Annotated in this window: 20 protein-coding genes and 1 pseudogene; 8 read left to right on the top strand and 13 right to left on the bottom strand. The window is 64.1% G+C overall.

The genetic code is table 11. From position 1 onward, the window contains the following. Positions 1-93: 93 nt before the first annotated feature. A complete protein-coding gene (gene epmA / locus CK224_RS21580; protein ID WP_095783173.1) occupies positions 94-1,137 on the bottom strand; it encodes an EF-P lysine aminoacylase EpmA in 1,044 nt (347 codons plus the stop codon). A gap of 129 nt (positions 1,138-1,266) precedes the next feature. On the opposite strand from epmA, the gene efp reads away from it, so the two are divergent. Beyond that, positions 1,267-1,836 (top strand): elongation factor P, encoded by a 570-nt coding sequence (gene efp, locus CK224_RS21575; RefSeq protein ID WP_067000944.1) that lies wholly within the window; start codon positions 1,267-1,269, stop codon positions 1,834-1,836. A gap of 196 nt (positions 1,837-2,032) precedes the next feature. Here the strand turns inward: efp and CK224_RS21570 are convergent, their stop codons facing one another. The 7 genes from CK224_RS21570 to CK224_RS21540 form a co-directional block, all read right to left on the bottom strand. After that, a complete protein-coding gene (locus CK224_RS21570) occupies positions 2,033-3,277 on the bottom strand; it encodes a response regulator (protein ID WP_245426093.1) in 1,245 nt (414 codons plus the stop codon). Further along, on the bottom strand, positions 3,195-3,560 hold the full coding sequence (locus CK224_RS21565) for a response regulator (RefSeq protein ID WP_095783172.1): 366 nt from the start codon (positions 3,558-3,560) through the stop codon (positions 3,195-3,197). The genes CK224_RS21570 and CK224_RS21565 overlap by 83 nt, the downstream gene beginning before the upstream one ends. Next, positions 3,557-6,211: a GAF domain-containing protein gene (locus CK224_RS21560; RefSeq protein ID WP_176477989.1), complete on the bottom strand. Its 2,655-nt coding sequence runs from the start codon at positions 6,209-6,211 to the stop codon at positions 3,557-3,559. Before CK224_RS21560 ends, CK224_RS21565 begins: the two co-directional genes overlap by 4 nt. Then, a complete protein-coding gene (locus tag CK224_RS21555; protein WP_176477988.1) occupies positions 6,177-6,761 on the bottom strand; it encodes an SCO family protein in 585 nt (194 codons plus the stop codon). Before CK224_RS21555 ends, CK224_RS21560 begins: the two co-directional genes overlap by 35 nt. Continuing rightward, positions 6,758-7,765, bottom strand: a complete 1,008-nt coding sequence (locus tag CK224_RS21550) for an ABC transporter substrate-binding protein (RefSeq protein ID WP_095783169.1) — start codon at positions 7,763-7,765, stop codon at positions 6,758-6,760. Before CK224_RS21550 ends, CK224_RS21555 begins: the two co-directional genes overlap by 4 nt. A gap of 45 nt (positions 7,766-7,810) precedes the next feature. Next, positions 7,811-8,830 (bottom strand): ABC transporter substrate-binding protein, encoded by a 1,020-nt coding sequence (locus CK224_RS21545; RefSeq protein WP_095783168.1) that lies wholly within the window; start codon positions 8,828-8,830, stop codon positions 7,811-7,813. Between the two features lie 495 nt (positions 8,831-9,325). Continuing rightward, complete coding sequence (locus tag CK224_RS21540) at positions 9,326-9,991, bottom strand: metalloregulator ArsR/SmtB family transcription factor (protein WP_095783167.1); 666 nt, start codon at positions 9,989-9,991, stop codon at positions 9,326-9,328. A gap of 99 nt (positions 9,992-10,090) precedes the next feature. On the opposite strand from CK224_RS21540, the gene CK224_RS21535 reads away from it, so the two are divergent. From CK224_RS21535 to CK224_RS21525, 3 genes are all read left to right on the top strand, one after another. Then, positions 10,091-10,822: an MBL fold metallo-hydrolase gene (locus tag CK224_RS21535; RefSeq protein ID WP_095783166.1), complete on the top strand. Its 732-nt coding sequence runs from the start codon at positions 10,091-10,093 to the stop codon at positions 10,820-10,822. Beyond that, complete coding sequence (locus CK224_RS21530; protein ID WP_095783306.1) at positions 10,810-12,051, top strand: MFS transporter; 1,242 nt, start codon at positions 10,810-10,812, stop codon at positions 12,049-12,051. The genes CK224_RS21535 and CK224_RS21530 overlap by 13 nt, the downstream gene beginning before the upstream one ends. A 113-nt stretch (positions 12,052-12,164) precedes the next feature. Further along, positions 12,165-13,253 (top strand): acyltransferase family protein, encoded by a 1,089-nt coding sequence (locus tag CK224_RS21525; RefSeq protein ID WP_095783305.1) that lies wholly within the window; start codon positions 12,165-12,167, stop codon positions 13,251-13,253. Between the two features lie 39 nt (positions 13,254-13,292). On the opposite strand, the gene CK224_RS21520 is transcribed toward CK224_RS21525, so the two are convergent. Next, a complete protein-coding gene (locus tag CK224_RS21520; RefSeq protein ID WP_095783165.1) occupies positions 13,293-13,931 on the bottom strand; it encodes a PQQ-binding-like beta-propeller repeat protein in 639 nt (212 codons plus the stop codon). Positions 13,932-13,962: 31 nt separating this feature from the next. Further along, entirely contained in the window at positions 13,963-15,183 is a 1,221-nt protein-coding gene (locus tag CK224_RS21515) for a helix-turn-helix domain-containing protein (RefSeq protein WP_095783164.1), read from the bottom strand. Positions 15,184-15,317: 134 nt separating this feature from the next. Between CK224_RS21515 and CK224_RS21510 the strand changes: the two genes are divergently transcribed. Together CK224_RS21510 and CK224_RS21505 are read left to right on the top strand one after the other, a co-directional pair. Then, a complete protein-coding gene (locus CK224_RS21510) occupies positions 15,318-16,067 on the top strand; it encodes a DUF899 family protein (protein WP_067329733.1) in 750 nt (249 codons plus the stop codon). A gap of 130 nt (positions 16,068-16,197) precedes the next feature. After that, positions 16,198-16,473 (top strand): annotated as a pseudogene (locus CK224_RS21505) (hypothetical protein); the annotation flags it as partial. Here CK224_RS21505 and CK224_RS21500 read toward each other — a convergent pair. Then, on the bottom strand, positions 16,404-16,865 hold the full coding sequence (locus CK224_RS21500) for a response regulator (protein WP_095783163.1): 462 nt from the start codon (positions 16,863-16,865) through the stop codon (positions 16,404-16,406). The pseudogene CK224_RS21505 and the gene CK224_RS21500 sit on opposite strands and share 70 nt — an antisense overlap. A gap of 40 nt (positions 16,866-16,905) precedes the next feature. Continuing rightward, positions 16,906-19,584: a PAS domain S-box protein gene (locus CK224_RS21495; RefSeq protein WP_095783304.1), complete on the bottom strand. Its 2,679-nt coding sequence runs from the start codon at positions 19,582-19,584 to the stop codon at positions 16,906-16,908. Positions 19,585-19,784: 200 nt separating this feature from the next. On the opposite strand from CK224_RS21495, the gene CK224_RS21490 reads away from it, so the two are divergent. Both CK224_RS21490 and CK224_RS21485 read left to right on the top strand, forming a co-directional pair. After that, complete coding sequence (locus CK224_RS21490) at positions 19,785-21,242, top strand: phospholipase D-like domain-containing protein (protein WP_095783162.1); 1,458 nt, start codon at positions 19,785-19,787, stop codon at positions 21,240-21,242. 25 nt (positions 21,243-21,267) lie between these two features. Continuing rightward, positions 21,268-22,068 carry an endonuclease/exonuclease/phosphatase family protein gene (locus CK224_RS21485; RefSeq protein ID WP_082954104.1) on the top strand — a complete coding sequence of 267 codons (801 nt, stop codon included), beginning with the start codon at positions 21,268-21,270 and terminating at the stop codon, positions 22,066-22,068. Positions 22,069-22,078: 10 nt separating this feature from the next. Here the strand turns inward: CK224_RS21485 and CK224_RS21480 are convergent, their stop codons facing one another. Continuing rightward, positions 22,079-24,076 (bottom strand): glycoside hydrolase family 127 protein, encoded by a 1,998-nt coding sequence (locus CK224_RS21480; RefSeq protein ID WP_095783161.1) that lies wholly within the window; start codon positions 24,074-24,076, stop codon positions 22,079-22,081. Positions 24,077-24,103 lie beyond the last annotated feature (27 nt).

The raw sequence follows: 24,103 nt of genomic DNA, 5'->3' as shown, positions 1-24,103 counted from the left end.
CCACCGCTTGTGCAATGGCGGATGCGGCAATCTCAAGGCAATCGCGGCCCTTCGCAGCGCACTGCCCCGCCGCAACCGCATGAACAGTGCGAATTAGCCGGCCACCGGCGCCCAGATCACATCTTCGATCCTGGCGGCGCCGGCTGCCAGCATCACCAGCCGGTCGAAGCCGAGGGCCGAGCCGCTCGCCTGCGGCATGATGGCAAGCGCGGCGAGGAAATCCTCGTCCAGCGGATAGCGCTCGCCATAGATGCGCTCCTTCTCGTCCATCTCGGCGACGAAGCGGCGGCGCTGCTCGGCCGGATCGGTGAGCTCGCCAAACGCATTGGCAAGCTCGACGCCGCAGCAATAAAGCTCGAAGCGTTCGGCGACGCGCGGGTCCTCCGCGCTCGGCCGTGCCAAAGCCGCCTCGGAGACTGGGTAGCCGTAGAGGATTGTCGCCCGTCCCTGCCCCAGCGCCGGCTCGACCTTTTCCACCATCACGCGGCTGAACAGGTCGGCCCAATTGTCGTCGGGCGCGGTGCGCAGGCCGGCGCAGACCAGGCCCTGGTGGAGCGCTTCGCGGTCGGTGCTTCCGTCGGCGCCGACGGTCGCCAGCAGGTCGATGCCGGCATGGCGCATGAATGCTTCCGCCACGCTCAGCCGCTCCGGCTCGGCGAAGGGATCGGCCTCGCGGCCACGAAACCGAAAGCTTTTGGCCCCGGCCTTTTCCGCGGCGAGCGCCAGAAATTCGGCGCAGTCGGCCATCAGGCGCTCATAGGCCTCGCCGACGCGGTACCATTCGAGCATGGTGAATTCGGGATGATGCAGCGGCCCGCGCTCGCGGTTTCGGTAAACGGAGCCCAGGCTGAAGATGCGCTTCTCGCCGGCGGCAAGCAGCTTCTTGCAGGCGAATTCCGGCGAGGTGTGAAGGTAGAGCGGCTGGCGCGATGCGTCCGGCGCGATCGCCTCGGTGGCGAAGGCCGCAAGATGCGCCTCGTTGCCGGGCGAAACCTGCAGCGCGGCCGTCGTCACCTCAACGAAATCGCGCTCGGCGAACCAACTGCGCAAGGCGGCGGCAATGGCGTTGCGCGCCATCAGCCTTGGCCGGCGATCGGCGTGTACATGCGGCGTCCACCAGGGCGAAGCGGTGGTCATGGGCGGGAAAATCGCCGAGGAGGCTGGCGGTTCGACGCAAGATGCGCTACGGCGCACGCGATGGCCGCCGTCGCCGCTTCGTGGGCAAAGACGCTTGCAGGCCGAAAAACTCGATTGGGATTGAATATCGTGGTCAAGGTCATCGCCAGTTCCTTACGCAAAGGCAACGTCGTCGATAAGGACGGCAAGCTCTATGTCATCCTCTTTGCCGAAAACATCCACCCTGGCAAGGGCACGCCGGTGACCCAGCTCGACATGCGCCGCATCGGCGACGGGGTGAAGATCTCGGAGCGCTACCGCACGACCGAGATGGTCGAGCGCGCCTATGTCGAGGAGCGCGAGCACACCTTCCTCTATTCCGACGGCGAAGGCTTCCATTTCATGAACCCGGAAAGCTACGACCAGGTCGTAGCCTCCGAAAGCGTGGTCGGCGACATGGCGCCCTACCTGCAGGAAGGCATGGCGGTGCAGCTGGCGCAGTTCAACGGCGCGCCGATCTCGCTGACGCTGCCGCAGCGCGCCGTCTTCGAGGTGGTCGATACCGAGCCGGTCACCAAGGGCCAGACGGCGTCTTCGTCCTACAAGCCTGCGGTGCTTTCCAACGGCGTGCGCACGGCCGTGCCGCCGCACATCACGACCGGCACGCGCGTGGTGGTGATGACCGCCGACGGCTCCTATGTCGAGCGCGCCAAGGACTGAGGGTACAGCAGTCAACTATCACAGCTCGCCTGCGGCCAGGCGGGCCTATCGTCAGCACGGTTTGTCCGCCGTCTGGGCGTGAGGCTCTGACCCGAAGCGGATTTGCGGTTGCCGCGACGTGAACGGCAGATCCGCGCCGCGGCGCCGGTGGTTCGACGCACCGCATCCCTCGAACGAAGCCGGAGTGCGCTCAGCGCTAGATTGGCCGACCGATCCACCGCACGATTTCATAGGCAGGCATCGGGCGGCGAAAGCCCTTCAGCGTCAGTTCGCCAACAGGAACGGATTCGACCAGCGACTCGACAGCTCCGAGGACCCGTTGGCTAACAAGAATCTGGCGCGATTTGGCCTCCTCGCATAAACGGGCGGCATGGTTCGACACGGTGCCGATGACGGCATAGTCCGAGCGCTGATCAAAACCGATGCGCCCGATGGTTGCGTGGCCCCTGGCAATGCCGATCCCAAAGCCAAGCAAATAGTCCCGCTTGCGCCATCGCTCGGAATGCTCGTCAATCGCTTCGCGCATTGCGGCAGCCATCGAGACAGCTCTCTCGCTGTGGTCGGCACATGGCATTGGATCGTTGAAAACCACGACGATTCCGTCGCCCACGAACCGCTCGAGCGTCCCCTCGTGACGGACGATTTGTTCGCCGAGACAGGAATGATACTCGGCCAGAACTGTCATGACTTCTTCGGGTTCGGCGGTCTCTGCGAACGCCGTGAAGCCGCGCAAATCGCAAAAGACAACCGTCACCTCGCGGCGGTGGCTCTGCAAGAGCGCATCTCCATTGCCCGCCGCAACGATGAGGTCGGCGACCTGTTCGGGCAGGAACCGCCTGAGCCGCGCCATTCGCTCGAGCTCCGTCACCTGGCCGGCGACGGTTTCCTCGAGCGAGCGGTTCCAGTCGGAAAGTTGCGCGGCTTGGTCCTCAAGGCGCTTGGCTTGGCTCGCGACAGTGTCGTGAAGCGCCTTCTGGCGCAACATCGAGCGCACCCGCGCCAGCAGCGCCCTGTGCTCGAAGGGCTTTGTCAGATAGTCGTCGCCACCGGCGTCCAGCCCCTCGACCACGTCGCGCGTGTCGGCTTTCGCGGTGACCAGAATGACGGGGATCGATCGCAGCGAGTGATCCTGCTTGAGCATGCGGACCACACTGATGCCGTCGAGCTTCGGCATCATGATGTCGAGCAGGATCAGATCCGGCGTGAGTTCGCGGGCTTTCGCAAGCCCCTCTTCACCATCGGCGGCGGTTACAACTTCATAGCCATTCGCCTCGAGGCGCATGCGCAGGATCTCGAGGTTTTCCGGAGTATCGTCGACCGCGAGAATGCGAGGCGGATCGTGCAAGGTGTTGCCTCCCTCAAGAAAGGAAACCGCGAATCTCGGAAAGCAGCTGGCGTGGACTGAATGGCTTGGCAATGTAACCATCGCACCCAGCAGCAAGGGCTTTCGCCTTGTCGCCCGACAACGCGTAGGAGGTGACGGCGATAATCGGAATGTGCCGGAGCGCCGGGTCGGCCTTGATGCGGCGGGCCGCTTCATACCCGTCGATCACCGGGAGCTGAATGTCCATAAGGATCAGGTCTGGCCTGTGTGCTGCAGCTGCAGCGATGCCGGCGGCACCGTCCGCCGCCTCGATCAGTTCGTATTCGGTGGTGGCAATGAGATCGCGGATGATTTGGCGGTTGTCCTCGGTGTCTTCGACCATCAGGATTCGTTTGCTCATGCGGCCCTCACGTCCTCATTCATCCTGATCGGGACCTTCAGACGGAATGTCGACCCTGACCCGATCACGGACTCGACGTCTAAGGTTCCGCCATGCATTTCGGCGATGCGCTTCGAGATCGCCAGGCCAAGACCTGTGCCACCCTTCTGCCTGGTGCTGCTGTTGTCGACTTGCTGGAATTCTTCGAAGATAAGAGCCTGGTCTTTGGACGCAATACCGGGACCGGTGTCTCGGACGGCGATCTCGAAGCTCCCATCGACTGCATCGGCAAGAATATCGACCGCACCCGTTTCGGTGAACTTGACGGCATTGCCTGCGAGATTGAGCAGAATCTGCGTCAAACGGCGTTCGTCCCCACGGCCGATTGGAAGGTTCTCGGCAACAGTCGCTGAAAGCTCAAGACCCTTCGCCCGTGCGAGCGGCTCGACCGCCGTAACGGTCGATCGGACAATCTGCGCGACGGAGTAGTCCTCGATCGCCAGCGTGAGCTGGCCGGCTTCGATCTTGGACAGGTCGAGCACGTCGTTGATGAGCCCGAGGAGGTGACGGCCGTTTGCCTGCACACGCGCGACGGTCGCCTTTGCCTTGTCCGGGAGTTCGCCGTAGATGCCGTCGACCAGCAGTTCTGTGAAGCCCAGAACCGAATTGAGCGGCGTCCTGAGTTCATGGCTCATATTCGCCAGGAACTGGGACTTGTGGCGGCTGGCTGCTTCCAGCTCCTCGCCTTTCTCCTCGATCTCGCGGAACAGCTTGGCATTCTGGATCGCGACCACCGATTGGGCTGCGAAGGTCTCCAACAGGTGAACAACTTGCTCATCGAAGGCGCCTGGCTTGTGGCGCCTGACGACCAATGCACCGACGATCTTGTTGGGCCTCAGCAGCGGAACGATCAGGATGCCGCGATATCCGGCGTCGAGGATCGTCTTTCTCACAAGGAAGGATGAGGTTTCCTTGCTGAGGTCGGGAAACTGCACCGGCATGCACCGTCCGGGCGCGTCGCCAATACCCATATCGGCCAGCCCGATCGTCTGCTGCGAGACTGCCGCGATAAGCTCATCGCTCATCCCAAAGTTGGCGCGCGGACGGAATTGCTGCCGCGTGCTGCTGAACACGTAGATGGTGCCAGCATCCGTCGCCGACAACTGGACCGCCTTGGCGACGATCGTCTTCAGCACCGTGTCGAGATCCAGCGTCGAATTGACCGCCTTGCTCACTTCACCAAGCGCCTCGAGCTCACCAACCGACGCCGCAAGCTCGCGCGTCCGTGCCTGCACCGCCTCGAAGAGCCGCGCATTTTCGATGGCGATCACGGCCTGGTCGGCGAATGTCTCGACGAGCGCGATCTCCTTGGGACTGAACGGTTGCGGTTCAGCCCTCGTCATGACGAATACGCCAACGAGATCACCTTCCCGCAACAGCGGGGCAGCGAGGACGGTGCGGAATCCGCCTGCCTCAGCGATCAAGGCGACGCGGTAGTCCGGATCAGCGGTCACGTCTTCGATTTGCACGATCCGCCGTTCTTCGATTACGCGCCCTACGGCGGAGCCTCGGCCAGCGGCAAGCGCTGGAAGTGGGTTGGCGTCGACATAGGCACGGAAGCTGGGCGGGTAGCCAAGCGTCGACACATAGCGGAATACGCCATCAAGCAACTGCACGATGCCACCCTTGTCGGCGCGACAGAGCCTGACAGCCGATTCCACCAACGTATCGAGCACGACCTGGAGATCGAAGGTAGAGCGGCTGATGACCTTCAGAACGTCTGCAGTGGCTGTCTGCTGCTGAAGGGCTTCATCGAGCTGCTGGGTGCGTGTCTCAATCTCCTGATACAGGCGCCCCAGCTGGTCGGAGGTCTGGTTGACGTTAGCGGCGAGCACTCCAAGTTCGTCGCGATTGGCGACGGCAACCCGTTGCGCGAAGTCGCCGGCCGCTATCTGGCTGAGACGCGTCTCGATCTTCTTGACCGGTTCGATCAACGACCAGGAGATGATGTAACCGAGCCCCAACGCCAGCAGGATACTGCCCACGGCAAACGAAACCACGATCAGTCTGGACGTGCCGTACGCACCCTCGGTCGTTTCGATGGCCGCCACCATGTCGGCTTCGGCCATGTTGACCAGCTGGTTCGTCAGCCGCTCGAGGCGATCAGCCGACGGTATGATTTCATCAAGCTGAACCTTGCGCGCCTCCTCGGTACGGCCCGCGCGGACAAGCTCTGCCACGTGCGTCACCCCGGCCGTCAGTTTTTCGTACTCTTGCCTGACCTGGCCAAGCACTTCCACCTCGGCTTTGGCGACGAACTCCATGCGCTCGAGGTCGTAGCCGAACTGATTGAGCTGGCGCAGCGCCGTATCCAGCATCCGGTTATCCTGTAGCAACAGGGCGGTGGAGATACCGTAGAGCTGGGTGGTCGTATCGTGCTGTACTTGGCGGTAGGCCGCGATCCTGCGCTGCAGCTTGATCAGCTCGTTGGTCTGATCGTTGACCCCACTCAGCACCTGCAACCCGACGGCACCGAGCACGATCAGCAGGCCGACGATCGACAGGAACGCGCTCAAGAGCTTGGTCTGGACGCGCGCCGGCAGCCGGGCAACCCAGCCAACGAGCCAGTTCGTTATGCTATTTGGTTTCGTCCAAGAGGCCGAGAAGGTCACTCCGGAACTCCTCCAAGTCGAACCGGACGCCAAGATATTGTACTCGCAAGATGCCATTCGGGTCTACGAGCGAGGTCAACAAGGTATGGTCGACATCACCATTCGCCGCCTGCTTCGCGAAGACCCCATATTTCCGTCCAACCTCATGGACAGTCGCCGGATCGCCGGTAAGAAACGACCAGCCCTTCAGATCGGCGCCAAAATTCTGCGCATATTGCTTCAAAACATCGGGCGTATCGCGCTTCGGGTCGACGGTGATCGAAATGAAGGCGATCTTGGGTCCGAACGCACTACCCAACTTTTCCTGCACGCTGGCCATCTGGGCGGTCAGCATGGGACAGACGTCGGTACAGTGCGTATAGATGAATGCAATGGCGATCACCCTGCCGCGAAAGTCGTGCAGCGAGACGCGCTCCCGGTCCTGCGACGTCAGCGTAAAGTCTGGAGCCGGTCCGATTGCCGGCAATCGCTCATCGTGCTGCGCATCATGCGCCTGCGCTGGCCCGGCCATCAGCGCCAGCAGCAAGATACGGGCCGCCAATACGCTCACGTCTTGAGCTCGCGCTTCAGCTGCTCCAGGAATCGCCAGTCTGTTCCCTCGGCGATGATCTGCTGTGGGCTCGACTTGATCATGCCCGTCTCCTGCATGCGCAACGCGTAGAAGCGCATCGAGGCTTCGGCATCGTAGTCCCGCCATACGTCGTACCGCGTGTCGCTCAGCGTTTGCAGGGCGATTTCGTAGCTGGGGACGAAACCTCGATCGACCATTTGCGCTGCACTCCATGCGGGGTCCGAAATGCATAGGTCGGCGCCCTTGAGGATGGCCCTGAGCACGCGCTTGGTCGCCACCGGGTATCTGCTCACGTAGTCCGCAGCGGCCGAGGTCATGCAGCAGAAGTGCTGCGACCAAGGGCGATCAAGGGTCGTGTTGAGGATCGTGTGGCCGATTTTCTTGGCGCGCAGTTGCTGCGTCTCCGGAGGCGTGAAGAGATATGCATCGAACTTTCCGTCGGCGAAGGCTTCCACCGGCTTGCTTTCCTCGACCCATTCGATGTCGTTGACGGGATCCAGGCCAATATAGGCGGCCATCAGGGCGACCAGCACGCGCGACGGCGCATGGATGTCATGCATGCCTACCCGTTTGCCCTTGAGATCCGGGATGCCTTGGATGCTGTCGTTGGCGATCAGCTCGAGGCACCCGGAATGCAGACCGCCAAGTACCCTGATTGGCACGCCCGCGTCGATCGATGCGACATGGACCGGCGCGTAGTTCATGCTGAAATCCGTGTCGCCGCGTGCAATCCACACCGCCTGATCGACTTTCTCGTCGCCCTGTACGTAGCGGATGTCGGTGAAGCCCTCCGCTTTGAGGAACTCTCCGGCCAGGTACATCCCTGCCCAGCAGTAGGCGCCATCGATCCACCGCGGCAAGCGAACGGAGGTCGTTTCAGGGGGTGCCTCGGCCCAAGCGTCAGTCGTTGCGCCGATGAGAGCTGAAGCGCCTGCTGCCGCAGCTCCGGCCATGAAGTGGCGACGGTTCTGGATGATTTGCATGGGGTTCTCCCTCGCGTGGAAAATGGGCAGGCGCTGGCCGCCTAGTCAGGTCCTCAGCTCGTGCTTCAGTTCGTTGAAGAAACGCCAGTCGGTGCCTTGGGCCAACAGCTTCTGGGGGGTGCTCTTCAGCATCCCGACCTCGTGGAGACGCAGGGCGTAGAAACGCAGGGTGTCCTCAGCGCTATACTCACGCCAACCGTAGGGGATCGCCTTCATGACCTGGAGGGCATGGTCATAGCGCTTAGTATAGCCCTCCTGCACCAAGAACTGGGCGGACTGCTCTGGCTCGCTGGCGCAGAAATCCGCCGCTTTCAAGATGGCGCGGAGGGCGCGTTTGGTGGCCACCGGATGCGTACGGACGAACTCCCGCTGCCCAGCCAACATGCAACAGAAGTATTGCGACCAGGGCCGGTCCACGGTGCTGCTGATCACCACATGGCCGATCTGCTGCTCCCGCATCTCCTGCGGTTCGGGGGGAAAGCCCAAATAGGCATCGATCTTCCCCTCACTCAGGAGCCGGATGGACTCGGGTCCCGGATGCATGACGAAGTGTATGTCCTTATGGAGGTCGAGGCCGACATACGCCGTCATAGTGGCGAGAAAGACGTATCGGCTGGAATCTAGCGCTGGCACGGCCACGGTCTTCCCCTTGAGATCGCGGATCGACTGGATGCGATCGGTCCCGAACAGTTCAAAGCAGCCGACGTGGAGGCCTGCCAGGATGACGATGGGATCCCCCGCCTCCAGGCGGAGAAGGAGCGGGGCGGCGAAATGCGCACTGAGGTCGGCTTCACCGGAGGCGAGGGCCGGCGCGATGTCTGCCGTCCCCTCTCTTTGGAGGTAGTGCACCTCGGTGAACCCTTCGCTGCGCAACAGTTCTTCGGCTACATACTGGGGGGCCTGACAGATGCTGGGAATCCGGACGAGCCGGATCCGCCTCGTCTCAGGCGGTGGCTCCGCAGCGGCGCGCCTGGGGTGCCAGCCCAGAAGCCCCGCCGTCCCCGCCAGCGTAATCCCACGCAGGAACCTCCGTCGGCTGAACCGTCCGGGATATACGGTATGCATGGGAACCTCCCTTCCAGATGCTGGCCAGTGCGACACCGAGAACGCTGACCCGTGGATGCTGTGTTCTCCACAAGCCCGAGTGTCGGCCATGCCTGCATGGCGGGCTCGGGGCTTGCCTGTTGCTCACATCTTAAGGACGACGACACCGGCAGCGCCTGCCAGGGCAGCACCGGCTAGGAAACGTCGAGGGGTTTGCGTGATCTGCTGCATTTGAACGCTCCCATTCCGAATTGCGAAGGGCAATTCTGGCCGGAACCGAGCAAAAGAGGTTTCGACAGAGGCAGGTGGTCTTGTGGGCGCGACGAGTGGTGTGGATGCTAGCGCCCAGTCCGGTGCGGGAGTCTTGCGCTCTCAGTCGCCGGCTCATTTATTAGCAACCGACGATATGTCACGATACGCCCAATTTGCGTCGGCTGCGAGCCCAAAACTTGCTCGCGCCTCTTGCCCCAGAACCGCTGCCCATTTTTGGGCGACATGCATTTGTTAGCGACACCGTCAGGCCGCCATTTCTACCGGAAGGCCAGCGGCTTTCCATTCCGGCATGCCGTCCTCGAGGCGGCGCACGGAATGGCCAAGCGAGCGCAGCGCGGCCACCGCCTCGAAGGACATCACGCACCATGGGCCGCGGCAGTAGGCGACGATTTCCCGGCCGGGGTCGGCACCCTGGGACCAGGCCTTGACTTCTCCGAGGGGAACATTGACCGCGCCGGGCACGTGGCCGAGCGCGAACTCGTCCGCCGGGCGCACGTCGATCAGCGTCACCAGCCCGTCGCGCATCAGCGCCTGAAGCTCGCCGCGCGTGACCGGCTGTATGTCGTCACGTGCCTCGAAACAGTCGCGCACAATGCGATCGACCTCAGCAAGCTGCCGCTCGGCAATGCCGCGCACCGCGGCAAAGGCCGACAGCACGCTCGCATCGCTCAGCGAATAGCGCACGTATTTGCCGTCGCGTTCGGCCGAGACGATGCCGGCGCGGCGCAGCGCCTGCAGATGCTGGGAGATGTTGGCGATCGGCTGGCCGAGCTTCGCAGCAAGCGCCTCGACGCTGCGCGAGCCTTGCGCCAAATGCTCGATCAGTTCCAGGCGCAACGGATTGCCGAGCGCCTTGGCGACGATCGCGAACTGTTCGTACAGCGCCAGCTTCGGATTGCGGATTGACATCGACCTTTCTGCGACCCATCGTCATTCAATGTAATTATTGAATGATGGTTTCGACCTGCCGTCAAGCCAAGCGACCCGCAGTTGCCCGGAGGGAAAGCGATGATTCTCAGGCAGTTCCTGCATACCGACCCGGTCGCCGCGTCCTATTTGTTCGGCTGCGGCGGCAAGGCGTCTGCTGCCGTGGTCGATCCGGTCGGCGAGATCGCGCCCTATATCGAGGCGGCGCGCGCGACAGGCATGCGCATCCTATATGTCGTCGACACGCATATCCACGCCGACCATATCTCGGCAGGCCGTGCGCTCGCCGAAGCGACGGGCGCCGAATACGTGCTGTTCGAAGGCGCCGAGGCGGGCTTCCCGTTCCGTCCCGTGAAGGATGGCGAGGTGCTGGAGCTCGGCAATGTGACGGCGACCGTCATGCACACGCCCGGCCACACGCCGGAGCATCTGAGCCTTTTAGTCACCGACCGAACGCGATCGACCGAACCCTGGTTCGTACTCACCGGTCACACGCTGATGGTTGGCGATCTCGGTCGCACCGAGCTTGCTTCGAGCGCCGAGGACGGAGCCCGCGCGCTCTATGCCAGCGTGCGCCGGCTGAAGGAATTGCCCGATCACATCGAGGTGCTGCCGGGCGCCTATTCCGGCTCGGTGTGCGGCCGCTCGCTCAGCGGCAAGCCGACATCGACCATCGGCTTCGAGCGGCGCTTCAACAAGGCCTTCCGCATCGAGGACGAGGGCCAGTTCATCGCCGCCATGACCGCCGACATCCCTCCCCCGCCGCCGGACGCGGCCCGGAACCGCGCCGCCAACGCCGGATCGCGATCGTGAGCGCAGCGGCGCCTGCCGTCGCGCTCGGCCTCAAGGTCAACTGGAAACAGTTCGCGCTGCTGGTGCTGATCAACGCCTTTGTCGGCGGCATGGTCGGCATCGAGCGAACCGTCGTGCCGCTTATCGGCGCGGAGGAATTCCATGTTGCTTCCACGACGCTCGTCACCTCCTTCATCGTCAGCTTCGGCGTGGTCAAGGCCTGCGCCAATCTCGTCTCCGGCCAGCTTGCCGACACATGGGGTCGCAAGCGCGTGCTGATCCTCGGCTGGCTGTTCGGCCTCCCGGTGCCCTTCATGATCATCTGGGCGCCGAGTTGGGGGTGGATCATTGCCGCCAACGCGCTGCTCGGCATCAACCAGGGACTTGCCTGGTCGATGACCGTCATCATGAAGGTCGATCTGGTCGGGCCGAAATCGCGCGGGCTCGCCGTCGGCCTCAACGAGTTCGCCGGCTACCTCGCCGTCGGCGTCACCGCTTTTCTGACCGGCTATCTGGCCGGCCCGTACGGGCTGCGCCCGGTGCCGATCTATCTCGGCCTCGGCTATGCGATCCTGGGTGCCGCTCTGTCGATCCTTCTGGTGCGCGACACGCGCGAACATGTGCGGCTGGAACTGGCCAACCATCCGAAAGCCGTCTCCCCGCTCGGCTTTCGCGAGATCTTCATGCTGACCTCTTTCCGGGACCGCAATTTGTTCGCGGCCTCGCAGGCGGGCCTGGTCAACAATCTGAACGACGGCATGAGCTGGGGGCTTTTTCCGCTCTTCTTCGTCGCCAACGGGCTCGGCGTCGAGCGCATCGGCATCCTCAAGGCGGTCTATCCCGCCGTCTGGGGCGTCTTACAGGTCGCAACCGGGCCATTGAGCGACCGTTGGGGCCGCAAGGGCCTGATCGTCGCCGGCATGTGGGTGCAGGCTGCCGGCCTTCTGCTCACCGCCATGACGCGCAACTTCGGCTGGTGGCTGCTGGCGAGCCTCTTGCTCGGCCTGGGCACGGCGATGGTCTATCCGAGCCTGATCGCGGCGGTATCGGACGCATCGCATCCGTCCTGGCGGGCGCGCTCGCTCAGCGTCTATCGCTTCTGGCGCGATCTCGGCTACGCAATCGGAGCGCTGTCGGCGGGCCTCATCGCCGACTTCTTCGGCTTCGCCGCGGCGATCGCGGCGATCGCGGCGCTGACCTTCCTCTCGGGTGTAATCGTGGCGGTGGCGATGCGAGAGACCAGCCGCTGACCCGGCTCCGAGCTCCAGCCCGACAGCGCCGCGTTTACGATATCCGAAGCTTCATGCTGCTAGAGACGCGCCTGTCCGGTACTATGGCGCTGGGTGCCTTTGCGGGGTTTTTCATGAACAATTCGACGCGCATGCCGTGGGTGGACACGGCAAAAGGTCTTTCGATCATCCTGGTGGTGATGATGTATTCCGCCTACAACACCGGCGAATATACCGGCGGCGTCGGCTTCCTGCATTATGTCATCGGCTTCGCGACCCCGTTCCGGATGCCGGAATTCTTCCTGATCTCGGGGCTGTTCCTGTCGCAGGTGATCGACCGGCCTTGGCGGCGCTATATCGACCGGCGCGTCGTCCACTACCTCTATTTCTATGTCCTGTGGGCGGTCATCTCGATCGGGCTGAAGATCGGCATCTTCAGCCGCGATCCCGCCGGCATGCTGCACGACCTCGCCGTGGCTGTCGTCCAGCCCTATGGCGTGCTGTGGTTCATCTACATGCTGGCCGTGTTCGGCCTCGTGGCGCGCATCCTGCGCGAGCTAGGCGTGCCGCACTGGATCGTCATCTCGGCTGCCGCCGCGCTGCAGATGTGGGCGCCGCATTCGGACAGCTATGCGCTCACGCAATTCGCCGCCTATTTCGTGTTCTTCTATCTCGGCTTCGTCATGGCGCCGCTGGTGTTCCGGCTGGTGGCGTGGACGCAAGCTCGTCCGGCGATCGCCGCTGCCGGGCTGATCGTGTGGGCCATCGTCAACGGCCTGCTCGTCTACTCGCCGGGCTACGCCGTCGAGCCGGTCGGCATGCAGATGGGCCTGGCGGCATGGCCGCCGCTGCATCTTACGCTGGCCGTCGCCGGCGCGGTGGCGCTCTGCGTCGCCGGCGGTTTCCTGTCGAAATTCGCCGCGATGGAATGGCTGCGTTGGCTCGGCGAGCATTCGCTGGTCGTCTATGTCGCCTTCACCATCCCGATGTCGATCTTCCGCGGGATCATGCTGGCAAGCGGCCTTCTGACCGATACCGGCATGCTCAGCCTCGCGGTGCTGCTCGTCTCGGTCATCAGCCCGGTCATTCTCTACTTCATCGTCAAGCGCACCGGCTTCGGAACCTTCCTGTTCGAGCGACCGGCCTGGGCGCATGTCGACAGACCGACTGCCGCCAAGATGTCCGAAAAGGCTATTGCGCGGCCCGCGCGCGAGGCGGCCTGAGGCCGGCTGTTTCGTCCCGGCAAGCCGCCGGCGTGCCGGCTACTTGCCATCATGTCCGGGACGTCGCACGGCCTTGATCTTGCCGCTGCTGCCGCCTCCGCAGAAGAAGCAGCCGCGGCCATCGGATTCCAGTCCCGACACGCCGGAGGGCATCGCCAGCTCCTGCAGCACATCGCCCGTCTGGGGGTCGATGCACAGGAGATCACCCTCCTCCCCTTCCCAGGTGGCATGCCAGAGCTCGCCGTCGACCCAGGTGACGCCGGTGACGACACGCTTCGACTCGATGGTGCGGATCACCTTGCCCGTTTCAGGATCGATCTGATGGATCTTGTGGGCCCTGTATTCGCCGACCCAGAGCGACCCCTCGGCCCAGGTCAGCCCGGAGTCACCGCCGTTGCCGGGGGCGGGAATGGTGGCGACGACCTTGCCTGTCTTCGGGTCGACCTTGTGGATGCGGTCCTCGCCGATCTGGTAGAGATGCTCGCCGTCGAAGGCGGTCCCGGCATCGGAGGCAACGTCGATCGACTGCACGATCGCGCCGCTCTCCGGGTCAAGCGCCTTCAGCTTGTCGCCGGTGGCGAACCAGACCTTCTTGCCGTCATAGGTGACGCCGTTGATGCGCTCGGCGTCCGGAAAGGGGCCGTATTCGCGCAGGATCTCGGCAGCGGCTCGTTTCATTTTCGATCTCCATTCGAACAATGGCCGCAGACTAGTCGCTCGGCAGCGGACCCGGGAGTAACAAGACAGTCGGGAATCCGGTCACCGGCGGCGTCATCCAGCGGCGCGCCCTGCCGCGGCCGACCGTCTGCACCTTGTTGTCGGCCGAAAGCGCTTCCAGCGCCCGCTGCACGGTGCGCGGGCTGGCACCGAGCGCGATCGCCAGCGCCGAGCTCGACCAGGACTCGCCGTCGGCGAGGAAGGCGAGCACTGCGCCATGCTCCTCCTCGACAGGCGGCGCCAGCACCACGACTTCGGCTGCGGTCAGCAGCGTTAGCGCAAAACCGGCGGCCGTCGCGTTGATTTCCGCCAGCGCGTTCATTTCGGCGCGCAGCCGGCCCATCTCGACCCTGAGCCGCGCACGATGCGATTCATCGGCGTGCCTGGCACGGAAGGCGCGCTTCAGCAGCACCTCCCGCGACGCATCCGCGGGCCAGGCCTCGGCCAGCGTTCGCGCCAGCGCAAACAGCACCGGCCGCGTCGCCAGCGAGACCACCGTGTCGGCTATGCGCACGACATTGCGGCAGGCATCGACGACGAGGGCGCCTGAGGTGAGCAGCGCCTCGACCTCGTCGAGCTGCAGCGGCGTCTCCAAGCCCTTCGACACGAGCCGCGCGACGGGCGTGTTCAGCACCAGCGATGCGCTTTCGACCTCCGCCTTCAGCGCCGGGATATTGGCTTCGTAGGCTGCGAGCGCGGCCCGGCCGAGCGCGGCGCGCGCGGCCTTCGTCCGCAGGCGTCTGACCGCGATGCCCGCGGCCGCGAGCTCATGCGCGACGCGCGCGACCGGCGGCAACGGCCCCGGATCGAAGCCGGCAAGCAGCCGCTCGGCTTCGTCGAGCCGACCGATCAGGATGAGGCGGCGCGCTTCGAGGCTGCCGGCGTAGGCGGCGTTGACCCGATCTCCATGCGCGGCAAGTGTCGTGCGGGCGGCTCGCAACGCTTTGTCCGGCCAGCCGAGATCGCGCGAGACCAGCGCGATCTCGGCCTCGGCGACGACGCAGCGGGCGCGCGCAACCGCCTCTTTCGGGCTGAAGGCGCGGGCGGCGCTCTTCAGCAGCGCCTTGGCCTTGGCGAAATCGCCGAGCTGCGCCATCGCGATGCCGCGCAGCGCCAGCGCGGGGGCGTCGTCGCGCAGCGCGACGCGCTTCAGGGCGCCCAGCGGATCACCGGTCGCGAGCGCGCGGCCGGCGGCATTGATCATCGAGTCCATGCAATGCCCGCCCCAATGCCCCCTTCCGGGTCTGCCGGATCAAATCGCGTCACACTTGTAACTCTCACCATCGCGCGGTCCGGCTCTAAGTTTCCCTTGTCACCCCAACCAAACGCAAGAACGGGACAAGAGCAATGACCCAACACATGAAGACACCACCGGTCGTTTCGCCGGAAGCCTGGGAAGGCGCGTATGAAGAAATGCTGGTGAAGGAAAAGGCGCTCACCCGCGCCCGCGACGCGCTGGCTGCGGAACGCCGCCGCATGCCGTGGATGCCTGTCGAGAAGGACTATGTGTTCGAAGGCCCAAACGGCAAGGCAAGCCTGCTCGACCTCTTCGAAGGCCGCCGGCAACTGGTCATCTACCGCGCCTTCTTCGAGCCCGGCGTCTATGGCTGGCCGGAGCACGCCTGCCGGGGCTGCTCGCTCGGCGCCGACATGGTCGGCAACCTCGCCCATCTCAACGCCCGCGACACCACGCTTGCCTATGCGTCCCGCGCGCCGCAGGCCGACATTCAGCGGCTGAAGCAGCGGATGGACTGGAAGATGCCCTGGTACACCATCACCGACAGCTGGGACAAGGATTTCGGCGTCGACGAATGGCACGGCCACAACGTGTTCATCCATGACGGCAACCGCATCTTCCGCACCTATTTCGTCAACAACCGCGGCGACGAGGCGTTCGGCACGGTGTGGAGCTATCTCGACGTCACCCCGCTCGGCCGCCAGGAGGTGTGGGAGGATTCGCCCGAGGGCTATCCGCAGACACAGACCTACAAGTGGTGGAACTGGCACGACAACTATGAGGAAGGCGCCGCGCCCGACCAGCGATGGGTCGAGGTCTCGGATGCCGGCGAAGCGGCGTTTCGCAACAAGAACGCCTGAACGCGAAGCGACTCTGGCGGCGTCGCCCGCGCCGCCAGAGCCGAACTTTCCTGAGAGCAGTTGGAAGGTGGAGATCATGAGCATCGACAATCCCGCCCCTCGCCCGGCAGGCCTGAGCGGATTCGGCCTGGCCGACTGGTTATGTCTCGCGGCGGCGCCGACCTTTGCCGTCATGGCGTTGCTCACGGCCGCCGATAGCGGACCGGACGCGATGTGCATGTCCGGGCCCGGAGCCTCCGTGCTCAGCGGCATGGCGCCGATGTATTTCCTGATGGCTGCCTTCCACCTCGCGCCCTGGCTGCGGCTGCTCGCCAGAGGGGCGGCGGATTCGGCGTTTCAACCTGCCGACGAGCTGCCGGACCTAAGCGCGGAGCGGATGGCTGAGAGCAGGGATGCCGGCGTGTAGGGCTTTACCAGCCAGCCCAGCGGCTCCGCTGGCGCTGCCCGGGCGCGGACGTCGGAATCGGAATGCGCCGTCGCAAAAACCGACCGCAAACCGTAAATTCGAAACAACTCCAGGGCAGTTTGAATTCCATCCATGGCGCCGGACAGCCGGATATCCATCACAACCAGATCAGGCCGGTCCGCAGCTGCGCTATCGAGCGCTTCCTCGCCCGAGCCGACGACTACGACCTCGAAACCGGCCGCGGTCAGAGTGCTCTCCATCTCGAGGGAGATGAGAAAATCGTCCTCGACGACCAAGATCCGCGTGGGCAATGCGGCGGCCACAGGCTCGGCCGACGCGGCTTTCGTTGGGATTGGCCGACGGCGTCCGTATGGGGCAGCAAGCTCGGTCATCAAGAGCCATCCAGGAACTGAAGAAGTGCCGGCGAGAGCTTCATGAGAACCGAATGCTGCAGCGCGTCTTCGGTTCCTTGGTAACGACAAGCTTGCCGTGCAGCTGCCGCGCCAAGCCCTGAACCAGCTTCAATCCGGACGAACGGTCGCGGACCGAAGCCAGGTCAAAGCCGGGACCGCTGTCTTCGACGAATACCTGGAAGCCGTCGACATCGCGCCGAAGCCCGACCCGGATTGTGCCGGCTCCGTCGGGAGTTCCATATTTTACGGCATTGGTCAGAAGCTCGTTCAGGATCAGCGCCAGCGGCATTGCAACGTCATTCGAAAGCTTTGAATCGTCAGCCTCGAACTCAACCGCGACTTCCTTCGGGAAGGTCTGTTTTATTGTCCCGCAGACCGCAAGCAAGAAACCCTTCGCGTTGAACTGCGTCGAATCGACCGTCTCGTACAGGACCTGCTGAGCAGCGGCCATGGCCGCGACGCGGTTGCCGGCTTCACGCAGGATTTCTCGCGCTTGCGGATTCGCTGCTCGTTGACCGGCCAAGCTCAGCAGCGACTGCAGCATCTGCATGTTGTTCTTCACACGATGATTCAGCTCATTGAAGAGCAGCCGCTGCTGTGTTTCGGCCTGTTTGCGTTCGCTGATATCGACCAGCATGTTGATGCCGCCGACGATCTTGCCATCTTCATCGCGCAGCGGCGTCGGATACGGGATGAAGGGAATGCGCACGCCGTCCGGGCGCTCGGCGACGGCTTCAGCGTTGCGTATCGGGCGCCCCTCCTTCAGGGCGACCGCCATCGGGCACTGGTCGTGAGGAAGCGGGGTTCCGTCCGGCCAGAACAGTTTCCACGTCACGCACCACTTATCCTTGCCGATCTGCGGAACGCGCCCGGAAAGCTCGACGGCCGCCTCGTTGAAAAAGGTTATCGTGCCGTCGGCGTCCGTCGTGTAGATCGCGGCCGGAATTGCCGCCAGCAGGTCGCGCAGCTGACGCTCGCTCGCCCGCAGCTTGGCTTCCGCCATCTTTTGGTCGGTAATGTCGCGCGCAATCTTCGAGGCGCCGATGATGCGGCCCTGGCTGTTGCGGATGGGCGAAATCGTCAGGGAAATATCGACGAGACTGCCGTCCTTGCGGCGACGCACCGTTTCGAAGTGATCGACGCTTTCGCCGCTGCTGATGCGCCTGATGATTTCCGGCTCCTCGCCCAGCCGGTCATCGGGGATGATCATCGTGATGTGCCTGCCGATCGCCTCGTCGGCCGTGAAGCCGAACAGGCGCTCCGCGCTGGCATTCCATGAGGCGATAATGCCGTTGAGATCCTTGCTGATGATCGCGTCGTGAGAGGATTCGACAATGGCCACCAGCTGATTTGCGGCGCGCTCCGTCGTCTGGCGGGCGGTCTCGAGCCGCACGCGGTCGACCGCGAAGCCGAGTTGTCCGGCCACCGTCAGCGCAAAACGAAGCTCGGACTCCACGAAATCGTGCGGATGATCGTAATAGGTCATGAACTTGCCGAGCAACTGACCGCGCACCGAGATCGGAATGAAAGCCAGCGCTGCAATGCCTTCGTCCCGCACAGCCGCCTTGAGGTCGTCCGGCAACCCGCTTTGCTCGACGTCTGCAATAGCGATTGGTTCGGGATCGCGTGTGTCTCGCGACCAGGGGGAATGGCCTTCGACGGCCTTTCTGTAAGCTTGCGACAGGCCTCGCGAGGCAGCAAATCTGAGGAAGCCGGTGTTGTCGAAGAAGAGTATGGACGCCCGGTCCGCACCCAATGCTCGAATGATGGTGCTAAGGGCTATCTCGCGAACCTCGCCGAGATTCGCCGCGCGCTGAAGGCTGTCCGTGAATTCGTAAAGCGCCGCCTGCTGCTCCAGATGCCGGACGAGCGCGGCCTCGGCCTTCTTGCGCGCGGTGATATCCTGCTGCACGCGCACCGCATACAAGAAGCGGCCTTCGGAGTCCCTTACGCTCGAGGACGTGACCGCGACCCAGACTCTTGCCCCGTCCTTGCGGATGAAGCGCCTCTCGTGCCGGTAGCTGTCGATCTCGCCTCGCACCTGACGCTCGAACTGACGCAGGTCCGCATCGACATTCTCCGCCAGAGTGGCATCGAACACCGACCTACCCACAAGTTCATCGGCCGAATAGCCGAGCAGGTCGGCCAGGTAGCCGTTGACGCGCCCGAGTTCGCCCTTCGCGTTGACTTCAGCGATGCCAATCGCCGCATGCTGGTAAGTCGCAGCGAGCCGCTGTTCCTGTTGCCCAATGATCTCATCGCTCAGACGCCGGTCCGTGACGTCGTGGAAACAGTTGATGGCTCCGACGACCCGACCGTCCTCGTCTTCGATCGGCTCGATGTGGACCATCACCCATATCGCCGTGCCGTCCGGCCGCTCGAGCTTGCCTTCAACCCCCCTGACGGGAATGCCGGTTCGCAGCACCGCGGCCATCGGGGTTTCGGCGCGCGCGATCTCGCGTCCATCGAGATAGAGCCTGTGAGATCCGCAATAAAGTTCGGAATCCGAGCCAAGCAAAGGCGTTCGCCCCCACAAGTCGGCAGCGCGCTTGTTGAACCAAAGCAATCGCCCTTGCGCGTCGCAAGCGTAGATCGCAATGGGCAGCGTCTCGATGAAGTCGGGCGGAATTTGCAGGGCGACGGCGTCCTGCGGGGTGCGGATAAACCCCTCGGTTCCTTGAAGGCTTTCGATGCGCATCTCCCATTCCCGCTCGGCAACGAAAAGCCAAACGCATCGGATCGCCGAATGTTCCCGCGTGAGCTCCGACACTTCGGCATCGAGGCGGGTGCGGACATAACAGCGATTTCGCCGTGCCTCTGGAAAGAGCTGCATGCGAGTCCGCATCGCCTTGACCAGGCGGATTGCCTTCCGCGCCGGCTCGCACAATAGTCGGGCCGATGTTCCAGGCGATAGCGAGTCACTGGTCGACGCTCATCCTTCTCCTGTCGTTGGCGATGGCGGCGGTCGGCATCGTCCATGCCATCATGACGAAGGAAGACGTGCGCGCCGCCACGGGGTGGGTCGGCGTGATGCTTCTGTCGCCCTTCCTCGGCGCGATCATCTACGCCATCGCCGGCATCAACCGCATCCGCCGCGCGACGATCAGCGCCATGCGGCCCAGCGCCGGTTCGGCGGATGAGGGGCACAATCGCGACGTCGCCGTCGAAGCCTTGATCGAGGCCCAATTCGGCCAGCGCTTCGTCGGATTGAAGACGCTGGGCGACAGGGTGGCGCGGCGTCCGCTGACTTCGGGAAACACGATCGCCGTGCTCGAGACCGGCGACGAGGCCTATACGGCGATGTGCCGGGCGATCGACAGCGCGCAAAAGAGCGTGCTTCTCGAAACTTACATCTTCGACAACGACGCCGTCGGACAGATGTTCGTGCAGTCGCTCTCCGCCGCGGTCGAACGCGGCGTTGCCGTGCGCGTGCTGATCGACGCCGTCGGCGTGCGCTATTCGGTACCCAGCATCCTGAAGCAGCTCAGGGAGGCCAACGTCGCCGTCGATCTCTTCAACGGCAACATCGTCATGGGCTTGAGACTTCCTTATGCGAATCTCAGAACCCACAGGAAGGTCCTGGTCATCGACGCGACGGTGGCGTTTACCGGAGGCATGAACATCCGCAAGGGGTTCTCGGCCGAATTCGCCGGTTCCGACAGCTCCAGGGACACGCATTTCGAGGTCACCGGGCCGGTGGTGGTCGACCTGTTCTCAGTCGCCGCCGAGGACTGGCGCTTCGCCAGCAACGAGGCGCTGAAGGGCGACGCCTGGCAGGTCGAGCGAACCACCCCGCCGCCCGGCCAGCCGATGCTGGTCAGAGCCGTGGCGACAGGACCGGATGCCGCGAACGAAACCAACCACAAGCTGCTGATGGGAGCGTTTTCGGTCGCCCGCAAATCGATCCGCATCATGTCGCCCTATTTCCTGCCGGACCGCGAGCTGATCAGCGCGCTGACCACGGCCGGCGCGCGCGGTGTCCAGATCGACATCGTGGTGCCCGCGGTGAACAACCTTTTCCTCGTCGACCGCGCCATGACGGCACAGTTCGACCAGGTGCTGAAGCATTATTGCCGGGTGTGGCGCCACGAAGGCCCCTTCGATCATTCGAAACTTATGGCAATCGACGGCGCGTGGGCTTATGTCGGCTCGTCCAATCTCGACGCCCGGTCGCTCAGGCTGAATTTCGAGATCGACATGGAGGTCCTGGATGCCAACTTCGCCCGGGCGATCGAGGCGCGTATCGACGCGGCGATCGCGTCGGCGAAACCGGTGACACTCGAGATGCTGAGGGCCAGAGCCTTCGTCATTCGTGTCCTCGACCGATTGCTGTGGCTGGGATCGCCCTATCTGTAGGCAAGAAAGACGAGCAGCAGGAACCATGGAGAGAAACGGACGCACCCTCCCCGAAACCGTGCTCCTGTCGATCCGCGGCAGAAAGATGCGGAAAGCGAAAGCCACGGCGCCGAAACGGGTCGGCGGCGCCGAGATGGTGGTCGCCTCCTACAACGTCCACAAATGCATCGGCACCGACCGCAAGTTCGACCCCGAGCGGACCGCGCGCGTCATCCGCGAAATCAGCCCCGATGTGATCGCGCTGCAGGAGGCCGACAACCGCTTCGGCGACCGCGCCGGCCTGCTCGACCTCAACCGCCTCGAAATCGAAACGGGGCTGGTGCCGGTGCCGGTCACCGGAAACGGCAAGGCACATGGCTGGCGCGGCAACGTGCTTCTGTTCAAGCGCGGCACGGTGCGCGATGTGCACCAGATCAAGCTTCCCGGCCTTGAGCCGCGCGGTGCGCTGGTCGCCGAGATCGACCTCGACGAGAACCGGACGCTGCGCGTGATCGCCGCGCATCTCGGTCTGTTGCGCCGCTCGCGCTCGGAACAGGCCCGCGTCGTGCTCGACATCATGAGCAGCGCGGACGAAAGGCCGACGCTCCTGCTCGGCGACCTCAACGAATGGCGGCTGGGCAACCGCTCCGCGCTCAACACGCTGCACACCACCTTCGGCCCCTCGCTGCCCGCCGTGCCCACCTTTCCGTCGGGCCTGCCGGTACTGGCGCTCGACCGGATCATGGGCAACCGCGACGGCATGGTGTCTGCGGTGGAAGCGCATGACACGCCGCTGTCGCGAGTGGCGTCCGACCACCTGCCGCTCACGGCTTACGTGCATCTATAGGGAGGGTAGCTCACCCTTCCCTGAGCCAGACCAGCATCTCGCCGCGATCGCGGTTGTCCCAGGCGAAGTAAGGAATTGCCTTGAGCGTCGTCTCTTCGGTTTCCGGCGGCTCGGGGCGGTAGAGATCGCCACCCCAGGTCTTCGCCTCGGCCCGGCTGCCGATCGCCGAAAGCGTGACGATACCGCCGAGCAGGTTCGGCTCTTTGTGCGCCTCCAGCCTGGCCGTGCGCGGCAGCGCAATGCGGTGCAGTCCGCCGCCATTGTCGGTCTCTTCGACGCAGTAGAGCAGCGGGCCGCGCGACAGCGCGACGCGGCCGATGTCCTGCCGCACTTCCGGATTGGCGAAGAGGCGCGCCATCGACATTTCGAGGTCGAGCTCGACGCGGTCGCCCTTTTGCCATTCGCGGCGGATCGCGGCATAGCCGTCGACCGTGACCGCATCGAGATCGAGCATGTTGCCGTTCAGCTTCAGCGCCGCGTTGCGGCACCATGCGGGTATGCGCAGGTAAAGCGTGAATTCAACCGGTGTCTGTGCCTCGATCTCGATCGAGACCGCGCCGTCCCAAGGATAATTGCTGGTCTGGACCAGGCTGACAGGCCGGCCGGCGATCTCGAAGCGTGCGGTGGAGTCGCCATAGAGGTGCACGGCCAGCGCATCGTCGGCGAGGCCGTAGAAATAGCTGCCGATCGAAGCCACCATGCGGCCGATATTGGGCGGGCAGCAGGGGCAGCGGTGCCATTTCCAGCGGTGGTGGCCGCCGCGGCTCTCCAGCGGGTTCTCGTAGAAGAACAGCGAGCCGTCGAGCGACAGGCCCGAGATCGAGCCGTTGTAGAGCGCCCGCTCCATCATGTCGGCATAGCGGCGGTTCGGGCCCATGCCCAGCATGCGGCTCGCCCAAAACACCAGGCCGACCGAGGCGCAGGTCTCGGCATAGGCGGTTTCGTTGGGCAGGTCGTAGTCGCTGGTGAAACCCTCATTGTGAGCCGACGGCCCGAGGCCGCCGGTGACATAGAGGCTCTTGGTGGTCAGATCGTCCCACAGCCTGTCGAGCGCCGCGCGCAAGCTGTCGTCGCCATATTCGGTGGCAATGTCGGCCATGCCGGAAAAGAGATACATCGCCCGCACAGCGTGGCCGACGACCTTGTCCTGCTCGCGCACCGGCTTGTGCGACTGATTGTATTCGTAGGTCTTGAAATGATAGGCCTTCGGGTCGGCGCCGCGGGCGCGCGCCTCCTCGTCGAAATAATGCGGCTGCTGGCCGCGCTGGTCGATGAAGTACTTCGCCAGATCCATGTACTTCTTCTCACCCGTCGCCCGCGCGAGCTTCACCAGCGCCAGCTCGATCTCCTCATGGCCGCAATAGCCCTTTTTCTTGCCGGGCTCCGGGCCGAACATCGAGGCGATGTGGTCGGCGTAGCGGCTCATGATGTCGAGCAGCTTGCGCTTGCCCGTCGCCTGAAAGTAGGCGACGGCGCCCTCGATCAGATGGCCGGCGCAGTAGAGCTCGTGGCAGTCGCGCAGGTTGGTCCAGCGCAGACCCGGCTGGATGCGCTGGTACCAGCTCGAGAGATAACCGTCCTCCTGCTGCAGCTTGCCGTACATGTCGATGACGGCATCGATCTTTTTCTCCAGCTCCGGATTGCGGCGCCGGTAAAGCGAATAGGCGGCGGTCTCGATGGTCTTGCCCCAATCGGAATCCCAGAACATCTGGGTCGTCACCGTCGAGCCGGTGAACTCGGCGCCCTGCGCGTCGGCCTCGTCGGGCGACGGCGAATGGAACGGAATGACGACGCCCGGCGACGGCCGGTCGGGATCGATCTGCTCCAGCATGCGCGCCTCGACGCAGCGGTCGTAGAGGATGCCGGCGGTCTTGGCGGCGACCGCGTCGACCCGGTCGCCCCAGAAGCCGCGGACATCGACCTGCGGCACGGGCAGCGGCCGGAATGCAAGCTTCGGCTTCGCGGTCGCGGCTGCCTGGGCTGCGGTGGCGGATTGTGCTGCGGTCATAACGTCACTCCATTCGAATGCGGGAAA

The sequence above is a fragment of the Mesorhizobium sp. WSM3862 genome, from assembly GCF_002294985.1.
In the GTDB taxonomy this organism is placed as follows: Bacteria; Pseudomonadota; Alphaproteobacteria; order Rhizobiales; family Rhizobiaceae; genus Mesorhizobium.
The sequence above is the reverse complement of the archived record's forward strand: the minus strand, read 5'-3'. Positions and strand labels throughout refer to the sequence as shown.